At 71.3% G+C, this 25,015-nt stretch carries 15 protein-coding genes; all 15 read right to left on the bottom strand.

Annotated features, from left to right (window positions below):
• Positions 1 to 49 precede the first annotated feature (49 nt).
• Positions 50 to 1,555: a sugar ABC transporter ATP-binding protein gene (locus ACFQO7_RS23075; protein ID WP_376808335.1), complete on the bottom strand. Its 1,506-nt coding sequence runs from the start codon at positions 1,553 to 1,555 to the stop codon at positions 50 to 52.
• Positions 1,555 to 2,571, bottom strand: coding sequence for an ABC transporter permease (locus tag ACFQO7_RS23070; protein WP_376808308.1), 1,017 nt, complete (start codon positions 2,569 to 2,571; stop codon positions 1,555 to 1,557). The genes ACFQO7_RS23075 and ACFQO7_RS23070 overlap by 1 nt, the downstream gene beginning before the upstream one ends.
• Positions 2,568 to 3,611, bottom strand: a complete 1,044-nt coding sequence (locus ACFQO7_RS23065) for an ABC transporter permease (RefSeq protein WP_376808307.1) — start codon at positions 3,609 to 3,611, stop codon at positions 2,568 to 2,570. The genes ACFQO7_RS23070 and ACFQO7_RS23065 overlap by 4 nt, the downstream gene beginning before the upstream one ends.
• A 114-nt stretch (positions 3,612 to 3,725) precedes the next feature.
• Positions 3,726 to 4,775, bottom strand: coding sequence for a sugar ABC transporter substrate-binding protein (locus ACFQO7_RS23060; RefSeq protein WP_376808306.1), 1,050 nt, complete (start codon positions 4,773 to 4,775; stop codon positions 3,726 to 3,728).
• Positions 4,776 to 5,069: 294 nt separating this feature from the next.
• On the bottom strand, positions 5,070 to 7,904 hold the full coding sequence (locus tag ACFQO7_RS23055) for a PQQ-dependent sugar dehydrogenase (RefSeq protein ID WP_376808305.1): 2,835 nt from the start codon (positions 7,902 to 7,904) through the stop codon (positions 5,070 to 5,072).
• A gap of 124 nt (positions 7,905 to 8,028) precedes the next feature.
• Entirely contained in the window at positions 8,029 to 10,143 is a 2,115-nt protein-coding gene (locus ACFQO7_RS23050) for a ThuA domain-containing protein (RefSeq protein ID WP_376808304.1), read from the bottom strand.
• A 60-nt stretch (positions 10,144 to 10,203) separates the two neighbouring features.
• Positions 10,204 to 13,476 carry a discoidin domain-containing protein gene (locus tag ACFQO7_RS23045; protein ID WP_376808303.1) on the bottom strand — a complete coding sequence of 1,091 codons (3,273 nt, stop codon included), beginning with the start codon at positions 13,474 to 13,476 and terminating at the stop codon, positions 10,204 to 10,206.
• Between the two features lie 322 nt (positions 13,477 to 13,798).
• A complete protein-coding gene (locus tag ACFQO7_RS23040; protein WP_376808302.1) occupies positions 13,799 to 16,933 on the bottom strand; it encodes a fascin domain-containing protein in 3,135 nt (1,044 codons plus the stop codon).
• A 156-nt stretch (positions 16,934 to 17,089) separates the two neighbouring features.
• Positions 17,090 to 18,172 (bottom strand): polyprenyl synthetase family protein, encoded by a 1,083-nt coding sequence (locus ACFQO7_RS23035; RefSeq protein ID WP_376808301.1) that lies wholly within the window; start codon positions 18,170 to 18,172, stop codon positions 17,090 to 17,092.
• The gene (locus ACFQO7_RS23030; RefSeq protein WP_376808300.1) at positions 18,169 to 19,542 is read right to left on the bottom strand and encodes a nucleotide pyrophosphatase/phosphodiesterase family protein; all 1,374 of its coding nucleotides are present in this window, start codon (positions 19,540 to 19,542) and stop codon (positions 18,169 to 18,171) included. The genes ACFQO7_RS23035 and ACFQO7_RS23030 overlap by 4 nt, the downstream gene beginning before the upstream one ends.
• A complete protein-coding gene (gene eboE, locus ACFQO7_RS23025) occupies positions 19,539 to 20,657 on the bottom strand; it encodes a metabolite traffic protein EboE (RefSeq protein WP_376808299.1) in 1,119 nt (372 codons plus the stop codon). The genes ACFQO7_RS23030 and eboE overlap by 4 nt, the downstream gene beginning before the upstream one ends.
• Positions 20,657 to 21,505, bottom strand: coding sequence for a TatD family hydrolase (locus ACFQO7_RS23020; protein ID WP_376808298.1), 849 nt, complete (start codon positions 21,503 to 21,505; stop codon positions 20,657 to 20,659). Before ACFQO7_RS23020 ends, eboE begins: the two co-directional genes overlap by 1 nt.
• Complete coding sequence (locus tag ACFQO7_RS23015) at positions 21,505 to 22,809, bottom strand: TIM barrel protein (RefSeq protein WP_376808297.1); 1,305 nt, start codon at positions 22,807 to 22,809, stop codon at positions 21,505 to 21,507. Before ACFQO7_RS23015 ends, ACFQO7_RS23020 begins: the two co-directional genes overlap by 1 nt.
• Positions 22,806 to 23,648, bottom strand: a complete 843-nt coding sequence (locus ACFQO7_RS23010) for an SCO3242 family prenyltransferase (protein ID WP_376808296.1) — start codon at positions 23,646 to 23,648, stop codon at positions 22,806 to 22,808. Before ACFQO7_RS23010 ends, ACFQO7_RS23015 begins: the two co-directional genes overlap by 4 nt.
• Positions 23,645 to 24,823 (bottom strand): inositol-3-phosphate synthase, encoded by a 1,179-nt coding sequence (locus ACFQO7_RS23005; RefSeq protein WP_376808295.1) that lies wholly within the window; start codon positions 24,821 to 24,823, stop codon positions 23,645 to 23,647. The genes ACFQO7_RS23010 and ACFQO7_RS23005 overlap by 4 nt, the downstream gene beginning before the upstream one ends.
• Between the last annotated feature and the right edge of the window lie 192 nt (positions 24,824 to 25,015).

Here is a 25,015-nt window from a genome sequence, read left to right as displayed (position 1 = left end):
GTCCCCTGACACGAAGGCCCGTCCCGGTGGGACGGGCCTTCGTGTCGGGTCAGGCCGGCACGGGCGCGGCGTGGATGAGGCGGATGACCCGCTGGCTCACCGCGTCGTAGTCGTGGTCGTTGACCAGCTCACCGCGTACGGCGGCGTCGCCCATCACCGCGATCCGGTCGGCCAGCGTGACGATCTCCGGCAGGTCCGACGAGATGAGCAGGATGGCCATGCCCTGTCCGGCCAGCCGGGCGATCAGCTCGTGGAACGCGGCCTTGGTGCGCACGTCGATGCCGACCGTCGGCTCGTCCACGATGAGGATGTCGCAGCTCGCGGCGAGCCACTTGGCGAGGCTGACCTTCTGCTGGTTGCCGCCGGACAGCTGCCCGGCGAGCTGGCCCGGCGACGCGGCCCGGATGCCCAGCAGCTTCGTGTACTCGGCGACCACGTCGCGCTCGGACCGGTCCGGGATCAGGCCGAAGCGGGCCAGCCGCCGCCAGACGGTCACCCCGACGTTGCGGGTGATCGGCTGCTCCAGGAACAGGCCCTCGCCCTTGCGGTCTTCGGGCACGTAGCCGATGCGGTGGCGGCGCAGCGCCTGCCCGACGTCGCGGATGCGCACGGGCGTCCCATGCACCCGGACCTCGCCGCCGGTGATCTCGTCGAGGCCGAGCAGCGCCTTGGCCAGCTCGGTGCGGCCCGCGCCGACCAGGCCGTACAGGCCGAGGATCTCGCCGCGGGCGAGGGTGAGCGAGACGTCGCGGTGGCCGTGGCGGGTGCTGAGCCCGGCCAGCTCCAGCGCGGGGGTCGCGGTGCGGTCCACGGTGCGGGCGGTGAGCTCGACCGAGGCGTACGCCCGGCCGACCATCAGGTCCACGATCTCGTCGCGGGTGTATTCCGACAGCGGCTGGGCTTCGGCCACGCTGCGCCCGTCGCGCAGCACGGTGACCGTGTCGGCGACCGCGAACACCTCTTCGAGCTTGTGGCTGACCAGCACCACGGCGTGGCCGGTGGCGGTCAGCTTGCGCACGATGGCGTACAACCGGTCGGCCTCGTCCCCGGTCAGCGACGCCGTCGGCTCGTCGAGCAGCAGCACGCGGGTGTCCACCGACAGCGCCTTGGCGATCTCGACGAGCTGCGCCTGCGCCACCGACAGCTCCGCGACCCGGGTGTCCGGGTCGAGGTCCAGGTCGAGCAGGTCGAGGCAGCGGCGGGCCTGCGCCCGCATGCGGGTGCGGTCGACCATGCCGAGCCGGTTCGGCAGGTGCTGCAGGGCGATGTTCTCCGCGATGGAGAACTCGGGGACCAGGTTGCGTTCCTGGTGCACCACGCCGATACCCGCGTGCAGCGCTTCGAGAGGGCTGGCGAAGTGCACGTCGTCGCCGTCGAGCACGACCCGGCCCGAGTCGGGGCGGTACACCCCGGTCAGGATCTTCACCAGGGTGCTCTTGCCGGCGCCGTTCTCGCCGAGCAGCGCGTGCACGCTGCCCGCGGCCAGGCGCAGCGTCGCGCCGTCCAGGGCCCGTACGCCCGGGAAGGCTTTGGTCAGGCCCTCGGCCAGCAGCATCACGACGACCTCCGGGACAGCTTGGTCCGGATCGCGCCGGACAGCACCACGCCGAGCACGACCGCGCCGACGATGAGGTCGACCCAGCGCCGGTTGATGGCGAACTGGGCCTGCGCCACGTCGACCAGCCGCACGATGAACGCGGCCAGGCTGGTGCCCAGCACGCTGACCACACCCCCGGCCAGCGCGACGCCGCCGATGATCGGCGCGGCGAAGCTGGGCAGCAGCAGGTCGTCGCCGATGGTGGCGTTGACCGAGCCGGACTGGGCCAGGGTGAGCACCGCGGCGACCCCGGACAGCAGCCCGGACAGCGCGTGCGCGAGCACGATGGACCGGTCGTTGGACACCCCGGACAGCCGGGCGGCGAACGGGCTGCCGCCGCTGGCCAGCAGGTGCCGGCCGGGCACGGTGCGGGCGAAGAAGAACCACACCATGGCCGCGACCGCGCACGCGATGAGGAACACGACCGGCAGCCCGAGCAGCGAGGCCTGCCCGAGTTCTTCGAGTCCGGCGGAGTAGTCCTGATAGGTGCCGGGGCCGTTCACCCCGTACCGCAGGCCGTCGATGATCGTCATGGTCGCCAGGGTGACGATGAACGCGTTGATCCTGGTGAACACGACCAGCAGCCCGTTGCCCAGGCCGACGGCCGCGCCGAGCAGCATCGCGGCGAGCACCGCCAGCGGCGCGGGCAGCCCGGCCTCCAGCATGGCCCAGGCGGCGACCATGGCGCAGAAGCCGGTGAGCACGCCGACGGACAGGTTCATCTGGCCGATGGCCAGCACCACCATCTGCGCCAACCCGATGATCATGGGTACGGCGAGGAAGCGGAAGAACGCCGCCAGGGTGCCCGCGGACAGCATGTTGCCGTCGGTGGTCAGCGTCAGCGCGACGAAGCCGATGACGGCGAGCGTCACCAGCGTGAACTCCGACGTGCGCACGGCGCTCCGCAGCCGGCTCGGGGCCGCCCCGGCCGGGGCCTTCGCCCGGGGCGTGGTCTGCTCGACGGTGCTGGTCATGCCGGCACCCCCCGCCGCTCGGCGAGCACGTGGCGCAGCCGGTCCAGGGACAGGGCGGCCAGCAGCACCAGGCCGATGTAGAGCTTCAGCTCGTCGACCTGGAACTGCAGCAGGTTCAGGCCCTTGTAGATGACCTGGGTGATGGCGGTGCCGAGCACCGTGCCGAGCACGCTGACCGCGCCGCCGACCAGCAGCGTGCCGCCGAGCACCGGGGCGAGGAAGGACGGCAGCAGGAAGCCGTCGCCGACCCCGGCCGAGAACGAGCCGTTGTTGGCCGACAGCAGGAACCCGGCGAGCCCGGCCAGCAGCCCCGACAGGGCGTGCGCCTGCACGACCCGCCAGCCGACCGGGATACCGGACAGCTGCGCGGCCTTGGCGTTGGCCCCGGTCATCAGCACCTCGCGGCCGACCCGCGACCACCGGAACAGCAGGCCGACCGCCAGCACCGCGATCAGCGCGATCGGGGCGAGCAGCGGGATCTCCGGCCCGCACACGTCCCCGGCGCAGTAGTCGGCGAAGGTGTCGGTGCGCAGCGCGGACATGCCCGCGGGCAGCCCGGTGAAGGCCACGCCGTCGGTGAAGGTGGCGTACAGCAGCGACACCAGGCCGATCAGCGCGAAGTCCAGGGCCAGCGTGACCACGAAGGAGTTGACCCCGGTGCGCGAGATGATGAGCCCGGCCAGCGCGCCCAGCAGCGCGCCCACGGCCAGGCCGCCGGCCAGCGCCACCAGCAGCGGCGCGTCGAGCCGGTCGTGCAGCAGGCCCGAGGCGAACGCGCTCATCGCGGCCATCCGGCCGACTGCCATGTTCATGTGGCCCAGGGAGAGCACGGCGAGCTGGGACAGCCCGACGACCGCGTACACGCTGATGTCGGCCTGCATGGGCACCAGCGTGAGCTGGGTGTTCAGGAACGCGGGCCGCAGCGTGGTGAACAGCGCGATCAGCGCGATCAGCAGCACGACGAGCCCGATCCGGGGGTTGGCCCACAGCGGCAGGCGCGCGGGCGGCCGCTGCTCGGGGGTGGTTTCCTCTTGCTTCACTGCACTCTCCGGGTGGTGGGGCACGGCGGCGACGAACGCGCCCCGGCCGCGTGGGGGTGAGGCCGGGGCGCGTCCGTCGCCGGCCGGGGCCCGCTCGCCCCGGCCGTCAGCGGATCACTTGGCGCAGGTGAGGTACTTGCTGTCGAAGTCGGACTTGAGCGAGTCGGTCTTGGCGGCGCGGTCGTTGTCGTAGGTCGCGACGTTGGCCGTGGTGACCACGAAGGAACCGGAGTCGATGCTGACACCGGGGGTGGCCATGGTGCAGCCCTCGGACAGCTTCACCAGCGCGTACGAGCCGACGTAGGCCTGGCCGACCGGGTTCTGCAGCACGGTCGCGGCGACCTCGCCGGCCTTGATGCCCGCGATGATGGTCGGGTCGTCGTCGATGGCGATCACCTTGATCGGCAGCTTGGCCTGCTTCACGCCGCCGGCCGCGGCCACGGCCGGGTTGTAGGCGGTGGTGACGATCGCGTTGACCTGGCTGCCCTTGGCGGCCAGCAGGTCGGCGACGGCCTTCTGCGCGGTCTGCAGGTCCTTGTCGATGTCGGTGATGGTGTCCAGCAGCTTGACCTTGCCGCCGGTCTCGTCGACGGCCTTCTGCACGCCCGCGATACGGCGCTGCGTGTTGGAGTCGACCTTGTTGCCGGTGAGGTGGACCAGGTTGCCCGCGCCGCCCATGGCGTCCACGGCCGCCTTGGCCGCCTTGTACGCCGCCTCCTGCACGTCGGTGGACAGGCAGAAGTCGGCGAGGTTCTTGTCGCCGGCCGGGCAGGAGGCCAGCGAGCCGACGTGGAAGCCCTGCTTCTTGAGGTTCTCGAAGGTGGAGTTGATGCTCTCCGGCGCGACGCCGAAGATGCCGAACGCGTTGTAGCCCTGCGCGGCCAGCGAGGTGAGCACGTCGTTCTGCTTGGTCTGGTCCCAGCCGGCGGTCTCGTTGAACGTCACGTCGCCGAACGCGAAGTCGGTCTTGGCCTTGCCGCCGGCGTCCTTCCACGGCTGGAAGTACGGGTGCGCGCCACCGGGAACCAGCGCCACCTTCACCTGGGCGGCGGTCAGCGCGGTCGCGCCGCCGTCGGGGGTTTCTTCCTTCTTGGTGCAGGCCGCCGCCGCGATCACCAAAGCGAGCACGCCGACGGTGGAGCCCAGTCGAACAAGCGGCCTCATGCCGAGTTCCTTCCCTAGTCAGGCACTTCGAGTCGTCGAAATCCTATAGGATATTTCCTAGATGTTTACTCGGTCACGTAGCGGCAGTCAAGCCCTGCGCCGTAACGACCTGATCGGACATGGAAATACGAAAACGCTCTCCAGGCAACAGTTCGCCGCCCCCGCGAAACAATCGCAAGGGCGGCGAGCTGCGGTGCGGTGGGTGACGCGGGACGGGGCTCACGCGCCAGGTCAGCCGGGGACGATGTCGAACTTCTCCCATCCCCCGATGGCGGTGCGGTTGGCGACTCGGAGCTACTGCGTGATCAGGTCGAACTTCTCCCAGGGGCCGATGGCGGTCCGGCTGGCGATCAGTGATCCGGCGCCGCTGTTCTCGGCCACGACGTACATGCCGTTGACCGTCGCGCGCAGGCTGACGCTGCCGTCGGAGTTGTTCACCAGGGTGAACGTCTCCCAGGATCCGGCCGCGGCCCGGTTGGCCAGGAGCGGGTTCGCACCGGCGTTCTCCGCGCAGACGAACATGTTGTTGGCCTTGGAGCGCAGGGCGTAGTTGCCGCCGCCCAGGCTGACCAGGTCGTACAGCTGCGTGGTGCCGACGGTGGTGGAGTTGGCGATCAGCGCCGTGGTGGCGTTGGCCGCGGTGACGTACTGGCTGTTGACCCGGGCCCGCCACGCGACCACCGGATTGGCGGGCGGCGTGCCCGTGGTGAAGGTGAACGAGTCGACGTCGAACAGGTTGCCCGTGCCGCCCTTGAACACCAGGTACAGCGTCGTCGTGCCGGACGGCGCGCCGGACAGGTTGGTCGTGACGTTGGTGAACGTCTCCCAGCTGCCGGTCACCGGCACGGTGACGGTGCCGAGCAGGGTGCCGGTGGCCGAGCCGGTGCGCACCTCGATGGTGCCGCCCGCGCCCGCCGAGGAGACCCGCGCGGTGAACTGGGTCGCGTTGCCCACGATGTACGGGGTATACGAGATCCAGTCGTTGTTCTCGATGTAGCCGGCGGTGCGCCCGCCCTCGGCCGCCGCGTGGTCGGCCGGCTGCACGCCCGAGGTCGCGCCGTAGTGCTCGCCCTGGCGCTTCTTGGGCTGCAGGGTGCGGGTGCTGCGCGAGGTCAGCCCGCCGTTGTCGGTGTAGGCCGCGTCGATGACGCCGAAGATGTTCGCCGCGGCGTCGTGCTCGCCGTCGACCGGGATGGTGATGGTGCCCGAGCAGCCCGTCTTCGAGGTGATCTGGTGGGCGTGGCTGTCGTGGCCGAGCGAGTACGTCACCGTGACCCGCCCGCAGTTGATCGTGCCGTCCTCCGGGTCGCTGACGGTGACGTTGAACGACACCGTGTCGCCGAAGGTGAACAGCTGGCCGCTGCCCGGGGTGGTCAGGTTGATCGTCGGTGCGGTGTTGCCGACCGTGACGACCAGGCTCGCCGTGCCGGTCAGGCCGCCCGGGTCGGTGACCCGCAGGGTCGGGCTGTACGTGCCGTTGGCCGTGTACGTCTTGGTCGGGTTGGCCGCCGTCGACGTGGTGCCGTCGCCGAACGTCCACAGGTAGCTCAGCGCCCCGCCCTCGGGGTCCGCGCTGCCCGCCGAGGAGAAGTTCACGGTCAGCGGCGCGGCCCCGGACGTCTTGTCCGCGGCGGCCTTGGCGACCGGGTTGCGGTTGGCCCCGCCGATGTACTCGATGCGGAACAGGCCCTGGTTGTTCGAGCCGGTGCCGTAGTCGAGCACGTACAGCGCCCCGTCCGGGCCGAAGGCCATGTCCATGACCTGGGTGCCGGTCCACGGGAACGCCGAGATCTCGCCCGGCGTGCCGTCGGCGTTGAGCGCGATGGCCTTGATCCAGCGCCGGCCGTACTCACCGGCGAAGTAGCGCCCGTCCATGGACTGCGGGAACTTCACCGTCGAGGTGGAGGAGGCGTTGAACCGGTACACCGGGCCGCCCATCGGCGACTCCGAGCCGCTGCCAAACTCCGGCGGGGTGCCCGCGTCACCGCCGTAGCGGATCCAGCTGGGCCGGGCCGCGGGCAGCGTGGCCTGGCCGGTGTTGCGGAACGAGTTGTTGGCCGGGCCGCCCGCGCAGTTGTACTTCGCGCCGGTGCTGTTGGTGGCGAAGTTCCACTCGTTGTACGTCTCGCTGGTGGTGTTCGTGCCCGTGCAGTACGGCCAGCCGTAGTTGCCCGCCGACGTGATCCGGTTGAACTCCACCTGCCCGCTCGGACCCCGGTTGGTGTCGGTGGTGCCCGAGTCGGGGCCGTAGTCGCCGAGGTAGACGATGCCGGTGGCCTTGTCGACGCTCATCCGGAACGGGTTGCGGAAGCCCATCGCGTAGATCTCGGGCCGCGTGTTGGCGGTGCCCGGCGCGAACAGGTTGCCCGACGGGATCGTGTAGCTGCCGTCGGCCTGCGGCTTGATGCGCAGCAGCTTGCCGCGCAGGTCGTTGGTGTTCGACGAGGACCGCTGCGCGTCGAACTGCGGGTTGCGGTTGGTGCGCTCGTCGATCGGGCTGTAACCGGCCGACTCGAACGGGTTCGTGTCGTCGCCGGTGGTCAGGTAGAGGTTGCCCGCGGCGTCGAAGTCGATGTCGCCGCCGACGTGGCAGCACTGGCCGCGGTCGTTGTCGACCTGCAGCGTGATGCGCTCGCTGGCGGTGTTGACGGTGTCGTCGGCGTTGAGGGTGAACCGGGACAGCCGCAGGTGGCCCTTCCACGGCGCGAAGTCCGCGGCGGTGCCGGTGACCGGGGCGTCGCCGCCGGGGGTGGTCAGCGGCGGCGAGTAGTACACCCAGATGTAGCGGTTGGTCGCGAAGTTCGGGTCGACCGCGATGCCCTGCAGACCCTCCTCGTCATGGGTGTACACGGACAGCTTCGCGGCCTGCTTGGTGTTGCCGTTGACGTCGGTGACCCGGATCGTGCCGTCCCGGGCGGTGTGGATCACCGAGCGGTTGGGCAGCACCGCCAGCGACATCGGCTCGCCCAGCTCGGCCGAGCCGGTCGCCAGCGACACCTGCTGGTAGTCGGCCGCCGGGATCGGCGCGGCCTGCGCGGCGGGCGCGCCCGCCGTCACGGACACCGCGGCGCTCGCGGCGAGGGTGGCGGCGGCGGTGAGCCACAGCCGCCACCGGGGGATCTTTCTCATGGGGTTCCTTCCGAGGGGGTGGGGTGCCCCGGCGCGCAGGGGCGTGCGCGCCGGGGTGGAGCAGGTGCGGCCGGCTGAGAGCCGGACGCCGCACGCGCGGAGCGCGTGCCAGCAGCGCAGCTGGTCAGCTTCCGTAGACGTCGAGCTCCCAGATCGAGTAGCCGTACTGGGTGAGGCCGCGCTGGGTGCCGTTGACGCGCACGTAGCGGCCGGTGCCGGTGACGGTCAGGTCGTCCACGCCGCCGTCACCGGCGGTGGTGGAGTAGACCGTGGTCCACGTGCTGTTGTCCGGCGAGGTCTGCACCTGGTAAGCCCGCCCGTAAGCCGCTTCCCAGCTGATCCGGACCCGGCTGATGGACTTGCTCGCCCCGAGGTCCACCGAGATCCACTGCGGGTCGGCGTAGGCGCTGCCCCAGCGGGTGCCGGTGTTGCCGTCCACGGCGTTCGCGCCGTTGTGCGCGCTGCCGGGCTCCACGCTGGACACGGTCACCGGGCGGTTGCGCGACAGCAGGACCGGGCCGGTCCCGGCGGGGGTGCCGTAGACGTTGAAGTCCCACAGCGAGTAGCCCCACTGGGTGGCCCGTTGCGTGCCGTACATACGCACGTAGCGGCCGGTGCCGGTCAGGGTCACGTCGTCCACGCCGCCGTCGCCGGTGGTCGTGGAGTAGACCGTGGTCCAGGTGCTGTTGTCCGGCGAGGTCTGCAGCTGGTACCCCCGGCCGTAGGCCGTCTCCCAGTTCAGCCGGACCCGGGTCAGGTTGTACGACTGCCCGAGGTCCACCGTGATCCAGGACGGGTCGGTGTACAGGCTGCTCCAGCGGGAGGCGGCGTTGCCGTCTACGGCGTTGGCCGCGACGTTGCCGCCCGCCTCGGTGCTGGACGCGGTCACCGGCTTGCCCTGGGCGACGTCGGTGGCCGGCGGCTGGGTGCCGTCGGTCTTGATCCGGATGTTGCGGTAGTTGATGTCCGCGCCCGTGCCGTCGTTCTGCACGCCGATGTAGCCGGTCGCGATGGCCCGGGTGCTGGTGTAGTCGTTGATCTTCACGCCGTTGAGCCAGATCTCGACCCGCTGCCCGTGCAGCCCGATCTCGTAGGTGTTCCACTGGCCGGGCGGGTTGAGCGCGGCCGCGCGGGCGGTGGTGTTGGGCGCCTGGAAGCTGTACACGCTGCCGGTGGTGCGGCTCGGGTCGGCGTCGGTGGCGTCGATCTGGATCTCGTGTCCGGCGTTGACCGGCCCCCACGGATCGTTGCCGGGGTCCGGGAAGCCGATGAACACGCCGCCGTTGTCGTCGCCCGGCATCATCCAGTCGACCTTCAGCGAGTAGTTGCTGTACGTGCGCACCGGGAACCACAGCAGGCCCATACCGCCGAACGAGGTCAGCGTCTCGTTGGCCAGCGTGAACCCGCCCGGCCCGGCCATGCGCCACTGGTTGAGGCTCGCCTGCGTGCCGTCGAAGATCGCGGTGTAGCCGGTCTCCGGGCGGCAGTCGGCGGGCTTGGCCCCGGCCGCGACCTGGATGCCGCCGAGCAGCATGGTCCGGAAGTTCGCGTCGGCGTAGGTCTCCTCGGTGTGGCCGAGGCCGGTGTACCAGGAGCGCCCGCCGCCGTAGTTCTGGCACCAGGTGATCGGGTGGTCGCCCATGCTGCCGCCGCTGTACGACGACTCGTTGAGGCTGGCCAGCACCTTGACGTTGGCGCGCGGGTTGGCGCGGTAGTTGTACCACTCGTCGGTGCGCGTCCAGGTCGGCGGCAGGTGCGAGGTGGAGATGTTGGACCGGTCCTCGACCCGGATCGTCGCCTGCTGGGTCGCCGGGTGCGAGGCGAAGTACGCCCCGACCAGGCCGCCGTACCACGCCCAGTCGTACTCGGTGTCGGCGGCGGCGTGCACGCCGACGTAGCCGCCGCCCGCGGCGATGTAGCTCTGGAACGCCGCCTCCTGGGTCGCGTTGAGCACGTCGCCGGTGGTCGACAGCCAGATGACGGCCTGGTACTGGGCCAGGTTGGCGGTGGTGAACTGGGCGGCGTCCTCGGTGGCGGTGACGGTGAAGCCGTTGGCCGTGCCGAGGGCCTGGATCGCGGCGATGCCGTTGGGGATGGACGAGTGGCGGAAGCCGGCGGTCTTGGAGAAGACCAGCACCTTGGTCAGCGGCGCGGCCTGCGCCGTGGCAGGCAGCGCCAGCGCCGCCGACCCGACCGCCAGGGCCAGGCCGGCGAGCAGGGACAGAAACCTTCTGCGCATCGTTGCTCCTTGTCGAAGAAGCGCCGGAGGCGACGGACGGCCGCCTCCGGCGCGAGAGGGTCAGGACCCGTAGACGTCGAACTCCCACAGCGAGTAGCCCCACTGGGTGGCCCGCGCCGTGCCGTTGATGCGCACGTAGCGGCCGGAGCCGCTGACCGCCAGGTCGTCCACTGCCCCGTTGCCGGCGGTGGTGGACGAGATCGTGGTCCAGGTGCTGTTGTCGTTGGAGACCTGCACCTGGTAGGCGGTGGCGTAGGCCGTCTCCCAGTTCAGGACGACCCGGCTGACGTTGCGGGTCTGGCCGAGGTCCACGGTGATCCACTGCGGGTCGGCGTACAGGCTGCTCCACCGGGTGGTAGTGCTGCCGTCGACCGCGTTGGCGGCCACGTTGGCCCCGGCCTCGGTGCTGGACACCGTGACCGGGCGGTTGCGCGACAGCAGCGTCGTGCCGCTCGCCGGGGACCCGTAGACGTTCAGGTCCCACAGCGAGTAGCCGTACTGGGTCAGGCCGCGCTGGGTGCCGTAGACGCGCACGTAGCGGCCGGTGCCGGTGACGGTCAGGTCGTCGACGCCGCCGTCACCGGTGGCCGTCGAGAAGATCGACGTCCAGGAGCTGAAGTCCTGCGACACCTCGACCCGGTACGCCCGGCCGAACGCGGCCTCCCAGTTGATCCGGACCCGGTTGACGTTGTACGACGCGCCCAGGTCCACGGTGATCCACTGCGGGTCGGCGTAGAGGCTGCTCCAGCGGGTGGCGGCGTTGCCGTCGACCGCGTTGGCGGCCACGTTCGCGCCGGCCTCGGTGCTGGACACCGTCACCGGGCGGCCCTGCGCCAGGTCCTGGCCGCCGCCCGGCGGGGTGCTGCCGACACCGGCGCCGACGAACGTGTAGCTGTCCACGTCGTACAGCGCGCCGGTGCCCGAGCCGGTGAACACGAGGTACAGGTCGTGCGTGCCGTCGTCGGGCCTGGTGACCGGGGCGGTGACCTCGGTGTAGTTGTCCCAGCCGCCGGTGCCGGGCACCGTGATCCTGGCGACCTCGGGGCCGGTCGTGGAGTCGTACCGGAAGGACAGCACGCCGCCCGCCCCGGCCGAGGAGACCCGGGCCTTGACGCTGGTGATGCCCTTCAGGCTGACGCCGTGGTGGCGTACGCTCTCGCCGTTCTGGATGTCACCGAGGCGCTTGCCGCCCTCGGCCGCGGCCTGGTCGACCACCTTGGGACCGTTGAGGGTCACGTAGTGCTCGGCCTGCCACTGCTTGGGCCACAGGGTCAGCTGCTGCTCGCCGGTCAGCGGGACCGTGCCGGACGCGCCGTTGTCGGTGTAGCTGCCCCGGACCACGAAGAACTGCACCGCGTCCAGCCCGGCGTGGATCGGGCCGGTGTTGAAGGTGAAGCCGCAGCCGGTGCCCTGGCCCTCCTCGTGCGCGTGCTCCTGGTGCCCGAGCGCGACCCGCACCACGACGTTGCCGCAGGCGATGGTGCCGTCCTGGGCATCGGTGGACGACGCGGTCGCGGTGACGTTGTCGCCCCAGCCGTAGATGCCGCCGTTCGGGATGGAGCCGACGATGGTCACCGGGCGGTTGTTGCCGACGACGATCGGGATGACGGTGGTGCCGGAGCGGCCGGTGCCGTCGTTGACGGTCAGCCGGGCCCGCTTGTCGCCGACCGTGGTGAACGTGTAGCTCGGGTTGGCCGCGGTCGAGTCGGTGGTGCCGTTGTTGTCGAAGTCCCAGGCGTAGGTCAGCGGGTCGCCGTCGGGGTCATTGCTGCCCGCGCTGGAGAAGGTCACCGCGAGCGGCGCGAGGCCGTTGTCCCGGTTGACCGTGGCGACGGCGGTCGGCGAGCGCCCGCCCGCCACGTAGTTGATTTTGTACAGGCCCGCGGCCGCGTCGCCGGAGAAGTAGCCGTTGCCGTACTCCAGCAGGTAGAGCGACCCGTCCGGGCCGAACTCCATGTCGATCGGGTGCACCAGCTGCATGCCGGACACCACGGGCTCGATGACGGTCGGGGTGCCGGTCGCCGGGTTGCCGTTGTTGAACTGGACCTCCTTGATCCAGTTCCGGCAGTACTCGGTGATGATCAGCTTGTTGTCGTAGTAGGCCGGCCACTTCACGTCCGAGACCAGGTTCGGGTTGTAGTGATAGACCTCGGCGTGGTTGGGCGAGCCGCAGCCGCCCGGGTTGTCCAGCGCGGGCCAGTCGACGCTGCCGCCGTGCTGCTCCCACACCAGCGCGCCCTTGGTGGGCGGGAGCTGCTGCAGGCCGGTGTTGCGCGGCGAGTTGTTGACCGGGCCGGTGGACCCGCCGCACGGGAACCAGCCGCGCGGGGCGTTGGCCGCGAAGTCCCAGTCGTTGTAGGCGACGTTCGGGCCGCCGCAGTACGGCCAGCCGTAGTTGCCGGGGCCGGTGGCGCGGTTGTACTCGTCGTAGGCCGCCGGTCCCCGGTTCGGGATCGTCGCGCCCGCGTCGGGGCCGACCTCACCCCAGTACAGGGTGTTGTTCGCCTGCTTGTCGACCCAGATCCGGTACGGGTTCCGGTTGCCCATGGTGTAGATCTCGGGCCGGGTGTTGGCCGTGCCGACCGGGAACAGGTTGCCCGACGGGATCGTGTAGGTCCCGTTGTTCTCCGGGTGGATCCGGTTGATCTTCCCGCGCAGGTCGTTGGTGTTGCCCGAGGTTCGCTGGGCGTCGTATTGGGCGTCGCGCGAGGTGCGCTCGTCGATCGGGGCCATGCCGGCGGAGTCGCCGCCGGAGTTGGTGTTGTCGCCGACCGCGAAGTACAGGTTGTTGTTGCTGTCCCAGGTCATCGAGCCCGCGCTGTGGCAGCACAGCCGCCGCTCGGTCGGCCACTCGATGAGCTTGGTCTCGCTGGCGGCGTCCAGCACGTTCGTCGACGTGTTGAAGGTGAACCGGGAGATCCGGTTGACCAGCGGCGTGGCCACCGGCGAGTAGAACAGGTACACCCAGCGGTTCGTCGCGAACTGCGGGTGCAGCGTGATGCCGATCAGGCCGTCCTCGAACCGGGCGTCGAGCTGCAGGGTCAGCGCCACGGTGGTGGAGTTGGTGGCCGGGTTGTAGAGCCGGACCTGGCCGCCGCCGGAGCTGGTGCCCCGGTTGATGTAGAGGACCTTGCCGTCGGGCAGCACGGACAGCTCGATCGGCTCGCCCATGGACAGGCCGCCGTCGAGCTTGACCTTCTCGAAACTGCTGGTGGGGGGCGGCGCGGCGGCCGCGGGTGCGCTCGCGGCGAGGTTGACGGCGACGGCCGTCACGCTCGCCAGCAACGTCAGGGCCAGACCCGCGGCCAGGCGCGGGCGGGGACTTCGGGGCATGGCTTCGCTCCGGGATCGGTGGGGGTCGGACGGTGCGGGTGTGCGGACCTCGGGGCGCGCACGGTCCGCCCGGCGACCGGCGACGACCGGTTCGGAGCTGCGATGTGCCTCGGCGACGGGTGTGCCCATGACGCGTTCCCTCGGGGTGGGACCCGGCCGGGTGCGGAGCGCCGCCCGTGGAGGCGGGGGTGCCCGTGCCCTGCCGGGCCGCCGGGCCGCACGTGAGGTGGGCCCGGACGGTCGGCGCGGAGCCGGGTCGCCGAATGACCGGCTCCGCTGGGGTGGTCGGGTGGGGCCGGGAGACCGGCCCCACCGGTGGTGATCAGAGTGTGATGAGCTCGAACTTCTCCCACGGGCCGATGGCCGCACGGTTGGCGATGAGCGCGGCCGCACCCGCGTTCTCCGCCACCACGTACTGGTTGTTGACCGTGGCGCGCAGGCTGACGGTGTTGTCGGAGTTGCGGACCAGGGCGAAGGTCTCCCAGGAGCCCGCCGAGGCCCGGTTGGCCAGCAGCGGGTTGGCTCCGGCGTTCTCCGCGCAGACGAACTGGCTGTTCGACCGGGCGCGCAGGGCGATGTTGCCGTTGCCGAGGTCGGTCACCTGGAACTGCTGCGCCGTGTCGACCGTGGTGGAGTTGGCGATCAGCGCCGTGGTGGCGTTGGCGGCGGTGACGTACTGCCCGTTGGCCTGCGCCTTGAGGGCGACGTAACCGGTGGGCTGGGGTGTGCCGCCGGTGGTGATCCGCAGCGCGTCCACCATCCCCACGGACGTGGTCTTGTTGACGATCCGGATGGTGTGCTGCCCGTTGCTCAGGCCGGTCCTGGACCACACCACCGCCTGCGCCTGCCGCGGTCCGGACACGTTCAGGTTGACGTTGGCCTGGAACACGTTGTCCAGGTACACGTCGACGTTGCCCATGTCGCTGAACCGCTCGGACAGGTACTCGATCCCGGTGCCGGTGAACGTGTAGCTGGCCGCCGCGTTGACGGTGTTGGTGTGGTGGGTGTCGTCGTTGTAGTCGCCGTAGCCTCGGGCGGTGGTGTGGTACCAGCCCGCGTCGTAGGTCAGGTCGGTGTTGTTGACCAGGCCTCCGCCCGTGCCGGTGCCCAGGCCCAGCACCGAGGCGGTGTTGCGCAGCGACTTGGCGTCGTTGTTCTGCGTGCCCGTCAGCGTGGTCGCCGAGTAGTTGCTCAGCGGCTTGGCGGTGCGCTCGACCACGTACACCGTGTTCGCGGCCGTGGCGAAGCTGATCTCCGTCGCCGACGATGTCGTGATGATCGCGTTGTCGCTGGTGCGGCGCACCCGGACCTGCTGGGTGCCCCACGGGTTGACGACGGTGGCGTTCTTGCCGAACTGGCTGCGCAGGCCGACGTACTTGATCTCACCGGCCTCGCGCTCCGAGCTGACCAGGAACCCGTCCTTGGCAAGCAGGGTGAACTTGCCGACGAACGAGGAGTCGGTCGGGACCGCCGGGAACACCCGGATCTTGTCGTTGTAGCTCTGCAGCAGCGCCTCGTTCATGGCGACGAGGTGGATGCCCAGGTACTCGAACACCCCGTTGGTGTTGTTGGTCATGCCGTTGGGGTAGTTCTGGTACTTCTGCAGCATGGTGCGCATGCCGTTGAAGGTCTGGTCGCCCAGGCCCAGGCGGGCGGCCTGCGCGTGGTCGTTGGCCCACACGTTGCCGTACGGGTGCGGGCGCACGTTCCACGTGTTCAGCGCCGTGCTGTAGTCGGGGTAGCCGATGCCGGTGCGGTCGTACGGCCAGATCAGCTCGGCCGACACGTTCTCACCGTTGCGCACCTGCGACGACGGAGGGTCGTGCGGCAGGTAGGCGTTGTTGCTGACCTGGTACGCCCAGAGGTTGTCGACCAGGTTCTGCCAGCCCGCGCGCAGGCCGCTGTCCAGGCCGAGCTGCTGGCTGACCTGGATGGTCAGCGGGGCGAGCAGCCGGACCGCGGCCAGGTCGGTGATCGCGTTGCGCACGTCCCAGTAGGTCTCGTGCGCGTTGCTGTTGACCATCTGGTACTTGCCGTCGATCAGCTGGAACCGGTTCTGGTAGAAGCGCAGCGCGTCCTTCATGTACGGGTACACCGTGTTCTGCAGGTACGCGGTGTCGTTGGTGTACCGGTACTGCAGGTACATGTTGTACGCGGCCTCGGTGCCGGTGGAGTAGATGTCGTTGACGTAGTCGCTGTTGATGGTCCCCCGGGCGTTGCCGTCCCAGCCCATCGTCTCGGGCACCCACAGCGAGTCCGTACCGTACCTGGTCTGCGTGTACGCCTTCAGCGCGGCGTAGTTGCGGCTGTAGAGCCGGTTGAACCCCGCGAACAGGTCGGCATGGTTGCTGGCCAGGAACGAGTTGTAGACGTCGCGCTGGTTCCAGTACCAGTAGCCGTTGCTCCACTTGGTCTGGTCGCCGGTGGCCCGGAACACGCCGTTGATGAAGTGCACCGGGTAGTTGCCGAACCCGCCCGCCGCGATCATGTACGTGGACAGGTAGTACACGTTCTCCAGGTAGTCGGCGTCGCCGGCGGAGTTCGAGTACTGCACGAACGACTTGCCCCAGAAGTTGTGCCACCAGTTCTTGTAGTTCGTGAACGTGGTGCTGTAACCCGTCGACTTCGCCGAGGCGAGCTGGTTCTTGGCCTGGGCGACCGAGTCGAGGTTGGGCGAGTTGATCCGGCTGGCCGCGGTGAACCAGATGGTGTAGCTCGACGTCGGGGTGATGCTCAGCCGCACCCGGGTGCCGTTGACCACCGAGGCGCTGTAGGACGCGCCCTCGACGGTGGCGGCGAAGGTGTAGCCGAAGTTGTTCGGGTCGGCCTGGCCGCGGCTGAACCAGGCGGCCGAGCTGTCGCTGCCGGTCGACACCGTGCGCCAGGTCGTCAGGTTGGACACGTCGGCGCTGTTGGAGACCCCGTTCGGGTCCCACAGGCTCAGCTCCAGCGTCGCGGCCGACACCCCGCCGCGGGTGTCGTCGACGTGGATGCCCATCACCTCGGAGTTGGGCGAACCCATGATCGTGACGGTGCGGTTGCTGTCGTACTTCGTGGTCAGCGTGCCGTCGTAGAGCGACAGCCGCTGCTGGAACGTGCTCGACCCGCTGTCCAGCGCCGGGCTGGTGTTGAAGTTGAGCAGACCCGCCGCGAACGCCGACTGCTGCGACAGGTCCACGCCGGAGACCTGGGCGGTGATCCCGTTCTGGGACCAGACCATGGCGCCGGTGCGGCCGTTGCCGACGGTCAGCCCGTGCAGCGGGTTGGTGTTCTGGCGGTTGTAGACGATGTCGTGCTTGGACAGGTAGCCGGCGTAGTTGACGTTGAGGGCGCCGGTGGAGGAGTTGAACGCGGCATCGGTGGGTGATGCCAGGGCGGGCGCGGGGGGGACGGCCGCGCTCAGGCCTGCGGCGACGACCGCCGCCAGGGCCAGGCGTATCGACTTGCTGAGGTTCATGGGGGAAAACCTCCGCGAATGTGGGGGCAGAGTTTCCGGCCTGTTACCGGACCGTGTATGAAATATCCTATAGGATAGATGACGATCAGGTTAAGGCATGTCTCTGCTTATATCGAAATTGGTGTCCTCAGTGGAAATCTGATCGATCCTGTTGGTTCACACCGATCTGCTCGCCACGAAGTCGGCCAGCGCCCCCAGCGACTGCCGCGACTCCTCCGCCACATCCAGGAACTCCAGCGCCCGCAGCGCCTCGGCGCGGGCCGCCGCGATCCGCTCCTCCACCGCGGCCAGCGCCCCCGACTCGGCCAGCACCGCCCGCACCAGGGCCGCGCCCGCCTCATCCAGCGCCGGATCCCCCACGTGCGCCGACAGCACCGCACGCGATCGCACGTCCCCGCGCGCGAACGCCTCCGCCAGCAGCGTCGTCGGCTTGGCCTGGCGCAGGTCGTCCAGCACCGACTTGCCGGTGCGCACCGGATCGCCGAACACCCCCAGCACGTCGTCACGCAGCTGGAACGCCTCCCCCAGCGGCTCCCCGAACGCCGCCAGCCCGTCCAGCACCGCGTCCGACGCCCCGGCCAGCACCGCCCCGATCTGCAGCGGCCGCACCACCGAGTACCGGGCCGTCTTCAGCTGCAGGACCCGGGCCGCCCGCTGCCGCGCGCCGTCGCCGAAGTCCCCCATCGCCTGCGCGACGACCTCCAGGTACTCCCCCGCCACCGCCTCGGCCCGCATCACCGCGAACAGCCGCTGCGCCTGCGCCAGCCGCACCGGCGTCGTCGGGCACCCGGTCAGCAGCTCCTCCGCCCACATCGCGCACAGATCCCCGCACAGCAGCGCGGTGTTGCGCCCGAACGAGCGCGCGTCCCCGCGCCACCCGTGCCGGGCGTGCGCCGCGGCGAACTCCTCGTGCATCGACGCCTGCCCCCGGCGGCGGCTGCCCGCGTCGATGATGTCGTCGTGGATCAGCGCGAAGCAGTGGAACAGCTCCAGCGCCGCGCCCGCGGTCACCGCCGCCTGGTCCTCGCCGCGCTCCTCAGGCGCGGCCACCCCGCGCCAGGCCCAGTAGCAGAACGCCGGCCGCAGCCGCTTGCCACCGGTGAGGATGAACCGCCGCACCGTGTCCAGCATCGGCCGCAGCTCGTCGTCCGGCCACAGCAGCCGCTGCCCGTCCACGAACCCGGCCAGCACCGCGTCGATCCGCGCCGCCAACGGTGTGGGCGCAGGCGCGAGCGTCACGGCGCACCTCCCGCCAAACGCAGGAGCAGGGCCTTCACGTCAGTGGCGGCGATGCGGTCCACGGCGGGCCCGGCATCGGTGCACAGCAGCAGCGGGGCGTCGTCGGCGCCGGGCGGGAGCAGGCCGTGGGAGCCGCGGATCGCGTCGGCGCCGGCGTCGAGGCCGACGACGTTCATCCGGTATCGCATGCCGAGCTTCTTGCGCACCAGCGCCTTGGCCGCACGGCCCTTCGCCGCGCCCGGCCCGGCGGGGTCGAACAGCAGCTCCGCCGGGTCGTAGCCGGGCTTGCGGTGGATCTCCACGTGGGTGGCGAAGTCCGGCGCGTGCCTGTCGTCGAGCCAGTAGTAGTAGGTGAACCACGAGTCCGGTTCGGCCAGCAGCACCAGCTCACCGCTGCGCGAGTGGTCCAGACCCTGCCCGGCCTTGCCGGACTCGTCGAGCACCTGCCCGACACCGGGCAGCTCGGCGCAGATCTTCGCGACCGCGGCGACGTCGGCCGGGTCGCGGACGTACACGTGGGCGATCTGGTGGTCGGCGACCGCGAAGGCGCGGGAGGTGAACGGGTCCAGGTATTCCATGCCGTCCTGGGTGTGCACGGTCAGCAGCCCGGCGGCGCGCAGCGCCCGGTTGACGTGCACGGGGCGGGAGACGTCGGTGATGCCGTACTCCGACAGCGCGACGACCGTGGCACCACGGGCGGCGGCCGCGTCGAGCAGCGGGGCCAGCGTGGCGTCCAACTCGGCGGCGGCGGCCGCGGCCTGCGGGGCGGACGGGCCGAAGCGCTGCAGGTCGTAGTCGAGGTGCGGGACGTACACCAGGGTCAGGTCCGGGTTGCGGGTGCTCATCACGTGCACCGCCGCCGCGGCGATCCACGCCGAGGAGGCGATCCCGGCACCCGGTCCCCAGTAGCTGAACAGCGGGAACACGGGCAGCTCGTCGTGCAGCTCGGCGGGGATGGTGTAGCAGTCGGGTTCCTTGCGGCCGTCGGCGCGGTAGATCGGCCGGGGCGTGATCGTCCAGTCGACGTCCGCGCCCATGGCGTACCACCAGCAGATGTTGGCCACGGTGTAGCCGGGGCGGTCGCGGCGGATCGCGTCCCAGACCCGCTCCCCGCCGACCAGCGCGTGGCTCTGCCGCCACAGCAGCACCTCGCCGAGGTCGCGGAAGTACCAGCCGTTGCCGACGACGCCGTGCCCGGCCGGCGTCTCGCCGGTGAGGAAGGTCGCCTGCACCGAGCAGGTCACCGCGGGCACGACCGGGTCGAGCCGGGCGGTGAACCCGTTGTCGAACGCGGCGCGCAGCCGCGGCATGTGCGCCAGCAGCCGGGGCGTCAGCCCGACCACGTTCAGCACGACGAGTGGCTTGTTCACGAGACCCCCAGGGCGGCGAACTGGTCGCGGGCGAAGGCGAGCTCGGCCGCGATGCCCTCGGCCAGCCCGGCGTCGTCGGTGGGCCGGGCCGAGGGCGGCAGCACGTCCCAGGTGTACGTCTCGACCTCGAAGTGGTCGCAGTCGCTGTTGGTCAGCAGCGCCGCCAGACCCTCGCGCAACACCGTCGAGCTGGTGCGCAGCGGGTCGAGCGCGGCGGCGTGCAGCGGCGCGTGGAAGTGGATGCGCCACGGGCCGGGCGCGTCGGAGGCCAGGGCCTGCGGCAGGTCGTCGAAGCGCTCGTCGGCCGAGCTGCGGGTCTGGTGCAGGAAACGCGGTTCGGCGTACGCCGCCAGCACCTGCCGGGCCGCGTCCGGGTCCTCGACCTCCAGGGCCTGCGACACCTGCACCTTGACCACGGCGACCCCGGCCGCCTTCAGCTTCGCGACCGCGTCGACCGGGTCCTCCCAGCCGCAGGCCAGGTGCGCCAGGTCGACGCAGACGCCGAGGTGCTCGCTGGCGACCGCGGACAGCGCCGCGACGGCCTGGTCGGTGGACTCGACCACGCAGCCGGGTTCGGGTTCCAGCGCGACCCGGATCGGCCGCTCGCCCCGGGCCAGGCCCGCGGCCAGCTCGTCGAGCTGCGCCTTGGCCGCGCCGAACCGGCGGCGGTCCCACGGCTCGCGCCAGGCCAGCGGCAGGGTCGAGATCGACCCGCGGGCCGCGTCGTCGGGCAGCAGCTCGGCGAGCACCAGCGCCAGGTCGAGGGTGTAGCGCAGCCGCCGCGGGTCGGTCCAGTCCGGCAGGTACACGTCGTGCTTGACCACCGGAGCCTGGAACGCCTGGTACGGGAAGCCGTTGAGGGTCACCGTCTCCAGCCCGCGCGCGCTCAGCTCACGGCGCAGCCGCCCGCGCAGCTCCGGCTGCTCGGCCAGGGCCCGCGCGACCGGGGCGGCCAGCCACAGGCCGAGCCCGAGCACGTCGGCCCCGAGCCGTTCACGCACCGGCACCGCGAAGCGGTCCAGCTGGGACAGCACCCCGTCGAAGTCCTCCGCGGCGTGCACGTTCGTGCAGTACGCCAGGTGCACCGTCGCACCGTCGGCGTCGCGCAGCCGCATCACGAACCCCCGCGCAGGATCGAGTTGCCCTCGAACGTCGCCGCGGTGTCGGTCTCGTCGAGGTCGAGGCGGCCGGACTGGCCGTAGAACTCGACGGGGTTGCGCCACAGCACCCGGTCCACGTCGTCGTCGCTGAACCCGGCCGCCAGCATCGCCTCCCCCGTGCGCAGGGTGAGCAGCGGATCGGACTTGCCCCAGTCGGCGGCCGAGTTGACCAGCATGCGCTCCAGGCCGTACTCGCGCAGGATGGCGACCATGCGGTCGGGTGACATCTTGGTGTCGGGGTAGATGGAGAAGCCCATCCAGCAGCCGGAGCCGGCGACCTCGCCGACGGTCGGCTCGTTCAGGTGGTCCAGCACCACCAGGCCCGGGTCGATGCCGGACTCCTTGACCACGTCGAGGCTGCGCCGGGTGCCGACGACCTTGTCCCGGTGCGGGGTGTGCACCAGCGCGGGCAGCCCGAACTCGCGGGCCAGCTCCAGCTGCGCCGCGAAGACCTCGTCCTCCTCGGGCGTCATCGAGTCGTACCCGGTCTCGCCCACCGCCACGACCCGGTCCTTGGCCAGGTAACGGGGCAGCACGGCCAGCACCTCGCGGCAGCGCGGGTCGTTGGCCTCCTTCGGGTTCAGCGCGATGGTGCAGTGGTGCGCGATGCCGTACTGGCTCGCCCGGAACGGCTCCCAGCCGATGAGCGCGTCGAAGTAGTCGGTGAACGACCCGGGGTTGGTGCGGGGCTGGCCGAGCCAGAAAGCCGGCTCGACCAGCGCTCGCACACCGGCCGCCGCCATCCGCTCATAGTCGTCGGTGGTGCGCGAGGTCATGTGGATGTGCGGATCGAAGATGCGCATCAATGCAGCCTCTCCAGGAGGTCGACGGCGTCGTCGGGCATGGTGCGGCCGGCCGCCTCGCGCTCGCGGCGCAGCGCCGCGAGCATCCGGCCGAGTTCGGCGTCGGCCCGGGACGCGAGTCCGTCGATGCCGGACAGCGGCAGGCCCATGAACACGCTCTTGAGCACGCCCTGGCGCCATTCGGCGTCGGGCAGGTCCCGGGCGCCGGGGCCGAGCGCGGCGGCCACCAGCCGGGTGTCGTTGCTGCGCAGGGCGTCGCGCAGCAGGTCGGGGTCGGGGCAGGCCAGCAGCACGGCCCGCTTCTCGTCGTTGTCGCCGTACCGGTACAGCTCGGCGGCCTCGTCGCGGCCGGGCGCGGCGGCGCGCAGCAGGCGCACCCGGGCGTCCTCGGCGGCGGCGCGCCCAACCCCGCGGCGGGCCGCGGGCAGCAGCGTCGCGATCGCGGCGGGCTCGGTCTCGAGGCGGTGCAGCGCATCGCCGAGCCACTGCGCGGCGCGCAGGAAGCTCAGCGACCGGGCCGCGACGTCGGGGGCGGCGTGCGAGTGGCGGGGCAGCTCGACGGCGACCAGGCCGCGGTATCCGGTGTCGGCCAGCGCCCGCAGCACCGGCGGGAAGTCGATCTCGCCCGCGCCGAACTCCAGGTGCTCGTGCACGCCCCGGCGCATGTCGTCGATCTGCACGTTGACCAGGTGCGGCCCGGCGATGCGCACGCACTCGGCGACGTCTTGCGGCTCGTTGGCGCGGCAGTGGCCGATGTCGAGGGTCAGCTTGAGGTCCGCGCCGACCAGCTCGCGCAGCCGGAACCAGTCGGCCAGCGTCTCCACGAGCATGCCCGGCTCGGGCTCGAACCCGGCCGCCACCCCGCGCTCGGCGGCGTACCCGACGACGTCGGCGCAGCCCTCGGCCAGCAGCTGCCAGGCGACCTCGGCCGACACGTGCGGCGGGCGCACCCCGGCCCAGAAGGACACGGCCTGCGCGCCGAGCCCTTCGGCGATGTCGATCGCCCGCTTCAGGAAGTCGATCCGCCGGGACGCGTCGTCGTGCAGGAAGGTCGGCGCGTGCTTGCGCCGCGGGTCGAGCAGGTAGCGCGCCCCGGTCTCCACGACCACCGCCAGCTCCCGTTCGGCGAGCAGCCGCGCGGTCCGCGCGACCTGATCCTTCACCTCGGGGGCGTACGGGTCCAGGTGCGCGTGGTCGAGCGTCAACGCGACGCCCGCGTAGCCCAGTTCGGCGATGACGTCGAGGGCGTCGACGAGCCGGTGGTTGGCGAAGCCGTTGGTGCCGTAGCCGAAGCGCAGGCTCATGTCGGGGACACCTTCCTCGCGAGCTTGGCCGCGGCCGGGGCGGCGGTGGCCACCATGGCTCCGGCCAGTGGTCTGCCGTGCCGTGCGATGAGCGCGCCCTGCAGCGCGGGCAGCGAGGTGATGCCGGCCCCGACCGCGGCGCGCACCCGTCCCGCGTCGGGTTGTCGCAGCACCTCGCGCTGGGCCTTGCCGAAGCGGGTGGCGTACCAGCCGGCCAGCACCGCGGGCAGCCAGCCGCCGCTGCGGCCCGCCGCGTGGGTGGCCACCGCCGCGGTCGCGGTCATGGTCAGCGCGGGCAGCACCCGGTCGGTGCCGCTGACCTCACGCCGCGACAGCGCGGTGACGGCGTAGGTGTGCGCGGCGACGGCCAGCGCCGGGCGGGCGGCCTTGCGCAGGTCGCCGGTGCTCGCGCCGAGCAGCACGTCCAGTCCCCGGCACAGCGCCATGCCGGCGGGCCCGGCCGGGGAGTTCTTCCACTTCACGTCGTACGCCCACACCGCTCCCGCGAGCAGCCCGGCGGTGGCCAGGGTGCGCTTGCCGCCGCTGGCCGCGGCCAGGGCCAGCCCGGCGACGGTCAGACCGCCCGCGACGGCGAGCGCGGTGTCGGGGCTGATCCGCCCGGACGGGATGGGGCGCTCGGGGCGCTCGACGGCGTCGAGTTCGCGGTCGGCCCAGTCGTTGGCGGCCATGCCGCCCCAGTACAGGCAGATCGAGGCGGCGGCGATCCCGGCGGTGCGGGCGTCGAGGACGCCCGCGGCGGTCGCGCCCGCCACCGCGTCACCCGGCACCGACAGCGCCGCCGGTGCGCGGACGAGCTGTGCCAGGTCACGCAGCTTCATGACGGCTGCCCGCTCGGCTCGGCCGGACCGGCGGGCGTCGTCGGGACCCCCCAGCCCTGCACCCATTCGCACAGGTCGCGCCACTGCTCGGCCAGGCCGTGCGGGACGTCGCCGATCGGGTCCTTGAAGAAGAAGGCCAGCTGCGGCAGCGGGCCGGACAGGCCCTGGGCGTGCGCGGCGGCGGTGAGCCGGGCCAGGTCGAGCACCAGCGGCGCGGCCAGCGCGGAGTCGCAGCCGTGCCAGGTGAACTCCAGCCGCATGCGGCTGCCGAGGAAGCCGCTGAACGTGATGAGGTCCCAGGCGGTCTTGAGGTCGCCGATGTCGGGCACGTAGTCGATGCGGGTGTGGCCCTCCGGCTCGTAGCCCAGCGTCTCGCGCAGCACCCGCTGCTTGCTGGCGACCTTGGCGGCGTTGGCCTCGGGCCGGGCCAGCGTCGCGCCGTCGCCGCCGCCGAGCAGGTTGGTGCCGGACCAGGACCGCACGTGCAGGTTGCGCATCGCGAACATGGGCGCGAGCACCGACTTGAGCAGCGTCTCGCCGGTCTTGCCGTCGCTGCCCGCGTACGGCACGCCGTGGCGCGCCGCGAGCTGGTCGAGCGCGGGCAGCCGGGCTCCCGTGGACGGGGTGAAGTCGACGTAGGCACAGCCCGCCGTGAACGCCGCGTACGCGTACCGCGAGCTGGGCGGCAGCACCGGTTCGTGGTGCAGCGCCGCGGCCAGCGCCGCCGCGTCGGCATACGCCGGGTGGTCCGGCGGGATGGCCTCGGTCGAGGACACGTTGACCACCACCACCCGGGCGAGCCCGTGGCGTTCGCGGAAGTCGGCGAGGTCCGCGGCGATGCGGGCGACGGTGTCGTGCTGGGTCGCCCCGTCGGGGGCGTGCCGTACGTCGGCTTCGACGCCTGCCAGCTCGTCGGCCACGGCGGCGACGACGGCGGCGGGCAGGACGCCGGCGGCGACGAGCGCGTGGGCCTTCTTGACCAGCGACACGCAGGACACGTCGTGGCCGCCGAAGACGAGGTCGGACAGGGCCGGCAGCGCCGGGTGGCGCAGCGGGGGCAGTTCGGTGACGCAGCCGACCGGGTCGGCGAGCGAGGCCCGCACCGCCAGCGCGCCGACGATGCTGGTGACCGCGACCGAGCCGCGGGCGCCGACGAGCCATATACCAGTACGCACAGGGCCTCCTGTAACGCGTTCGTGGCGGCCATATTAAATCCAGATCTGCAAAAGTTTCTAGATAGGAACTCGTACTTTTTCTAGATCTAGCAAAAGTTCTGCGCTCATCAGCAAATCGGAGGGTCGCCGTCGCGAAAGTTGTCACGGCAGCCTTCCATGACTCGGCGCATTCCTATAGGATTCGACATCGAT

Origin of the sequence: Catellatospora aurea (assembly GCF_042663325.1) — a bacterium.
Taxonomy (GTDB): Bacteria; Actinomycetota; Actinomycetes; order Mycobacteriales; family Micromonosporaceae; genus Catellatospora; species Catellatospora aurea.
Note: the sequence above shows the minus strand (reverse complement) of the source record. Positions and strands in the feature narration are given on the sequence as shown.

What these genes read in the sequence shown, in the direction of transcription:
- ACFQO7_RS23075 (WP_376808335.1), bottom strand. Translation starts at nt 1,555, where the DNA reads ATGCTGCTGGCCGAGGGCCTGACCAAAGCCTTCCCGGGCGTACGGGCC.
- ACFQO7_RS23070 (WP_376808308.1), bottom strand. Translation starts at nt 2,571, where the DNA reads ATGACCAGCACCGTCGAGCAGACCACGCCCCGGGCGAAGGCCCCGGCC.
- ACFQO7_RS23060 (WP_376808306.1), bottom strand. Translation starts at nt 4,775, where the DNA reads ATGAGGCCGCTTGTTCGACTGGGCTCCACCGTCGGCGTGCTCGCTTTG.
- ACFQO7_RS23055 (WP_376808305.1), bottom strand. Translation starts at nt 7,904, where the DNA reads ATGAGAAAGATCCCCCGGTGGCGGCTGTGGCTCACCGCCGCCGCCACC.
- ACFQO7_RS23050 (WP_376808304.1), bottom strand. Translation starts at nt 10,143, where the DNA reads ATGCGCAGAAGGTTTCTGTCCCTGCTCGCCGGCCTGGCCCTGGCGGTC.
- ACFQO7_RS23045 (WP_376808303.1), bottom strand. Translation starts at nt 13,476, where the DNA reads ATGCCCCGAAGTCCCCGCCCGCGCCTGGCCGCGGGTCTGGCCCTGACG.
- ACFQO7_RS23040 (WP_376808302.1), bottom strand. Translation starts at nt 16,933, where the DNA reads ATGAACCTCAGCAAGTCGATACGCCTGGCCCTGGCGGCGGTCGTCGCC.
- eboE (WP_376808299.1), bottom strand. Translation starts at nt 20,657, where the DNA reads ATGCGGCTGCGCGACGCCGACGGTGCGACGGTGCACCTGGCGTACTGC.
- ACFQO7_RS23020 (WP_376808298.1), bottom strand. Translation starts at nt 21,505, where the DNA reads ATGCGCATCTTCGATCCGCACATCCACATGACCTCGCGCACCACCGAC.
- ACFQO7_RS23015 (WP_376808297.1), bottom strand. Translation starts at nt 22,809, where the DNA reads ATGAGCCTGCGCTTCGGCTACGGCACCAACGGCTTCGCCAACCACCGG.
- ACFQO7_RS23010 (WP_376808296.1), bottom strand. Translation starts at nt 23,648, where the DNA reads ATGAAGCTGCGTGACCTGGCACAGCTCGTCCGCGCACCGGCGGCGCTG.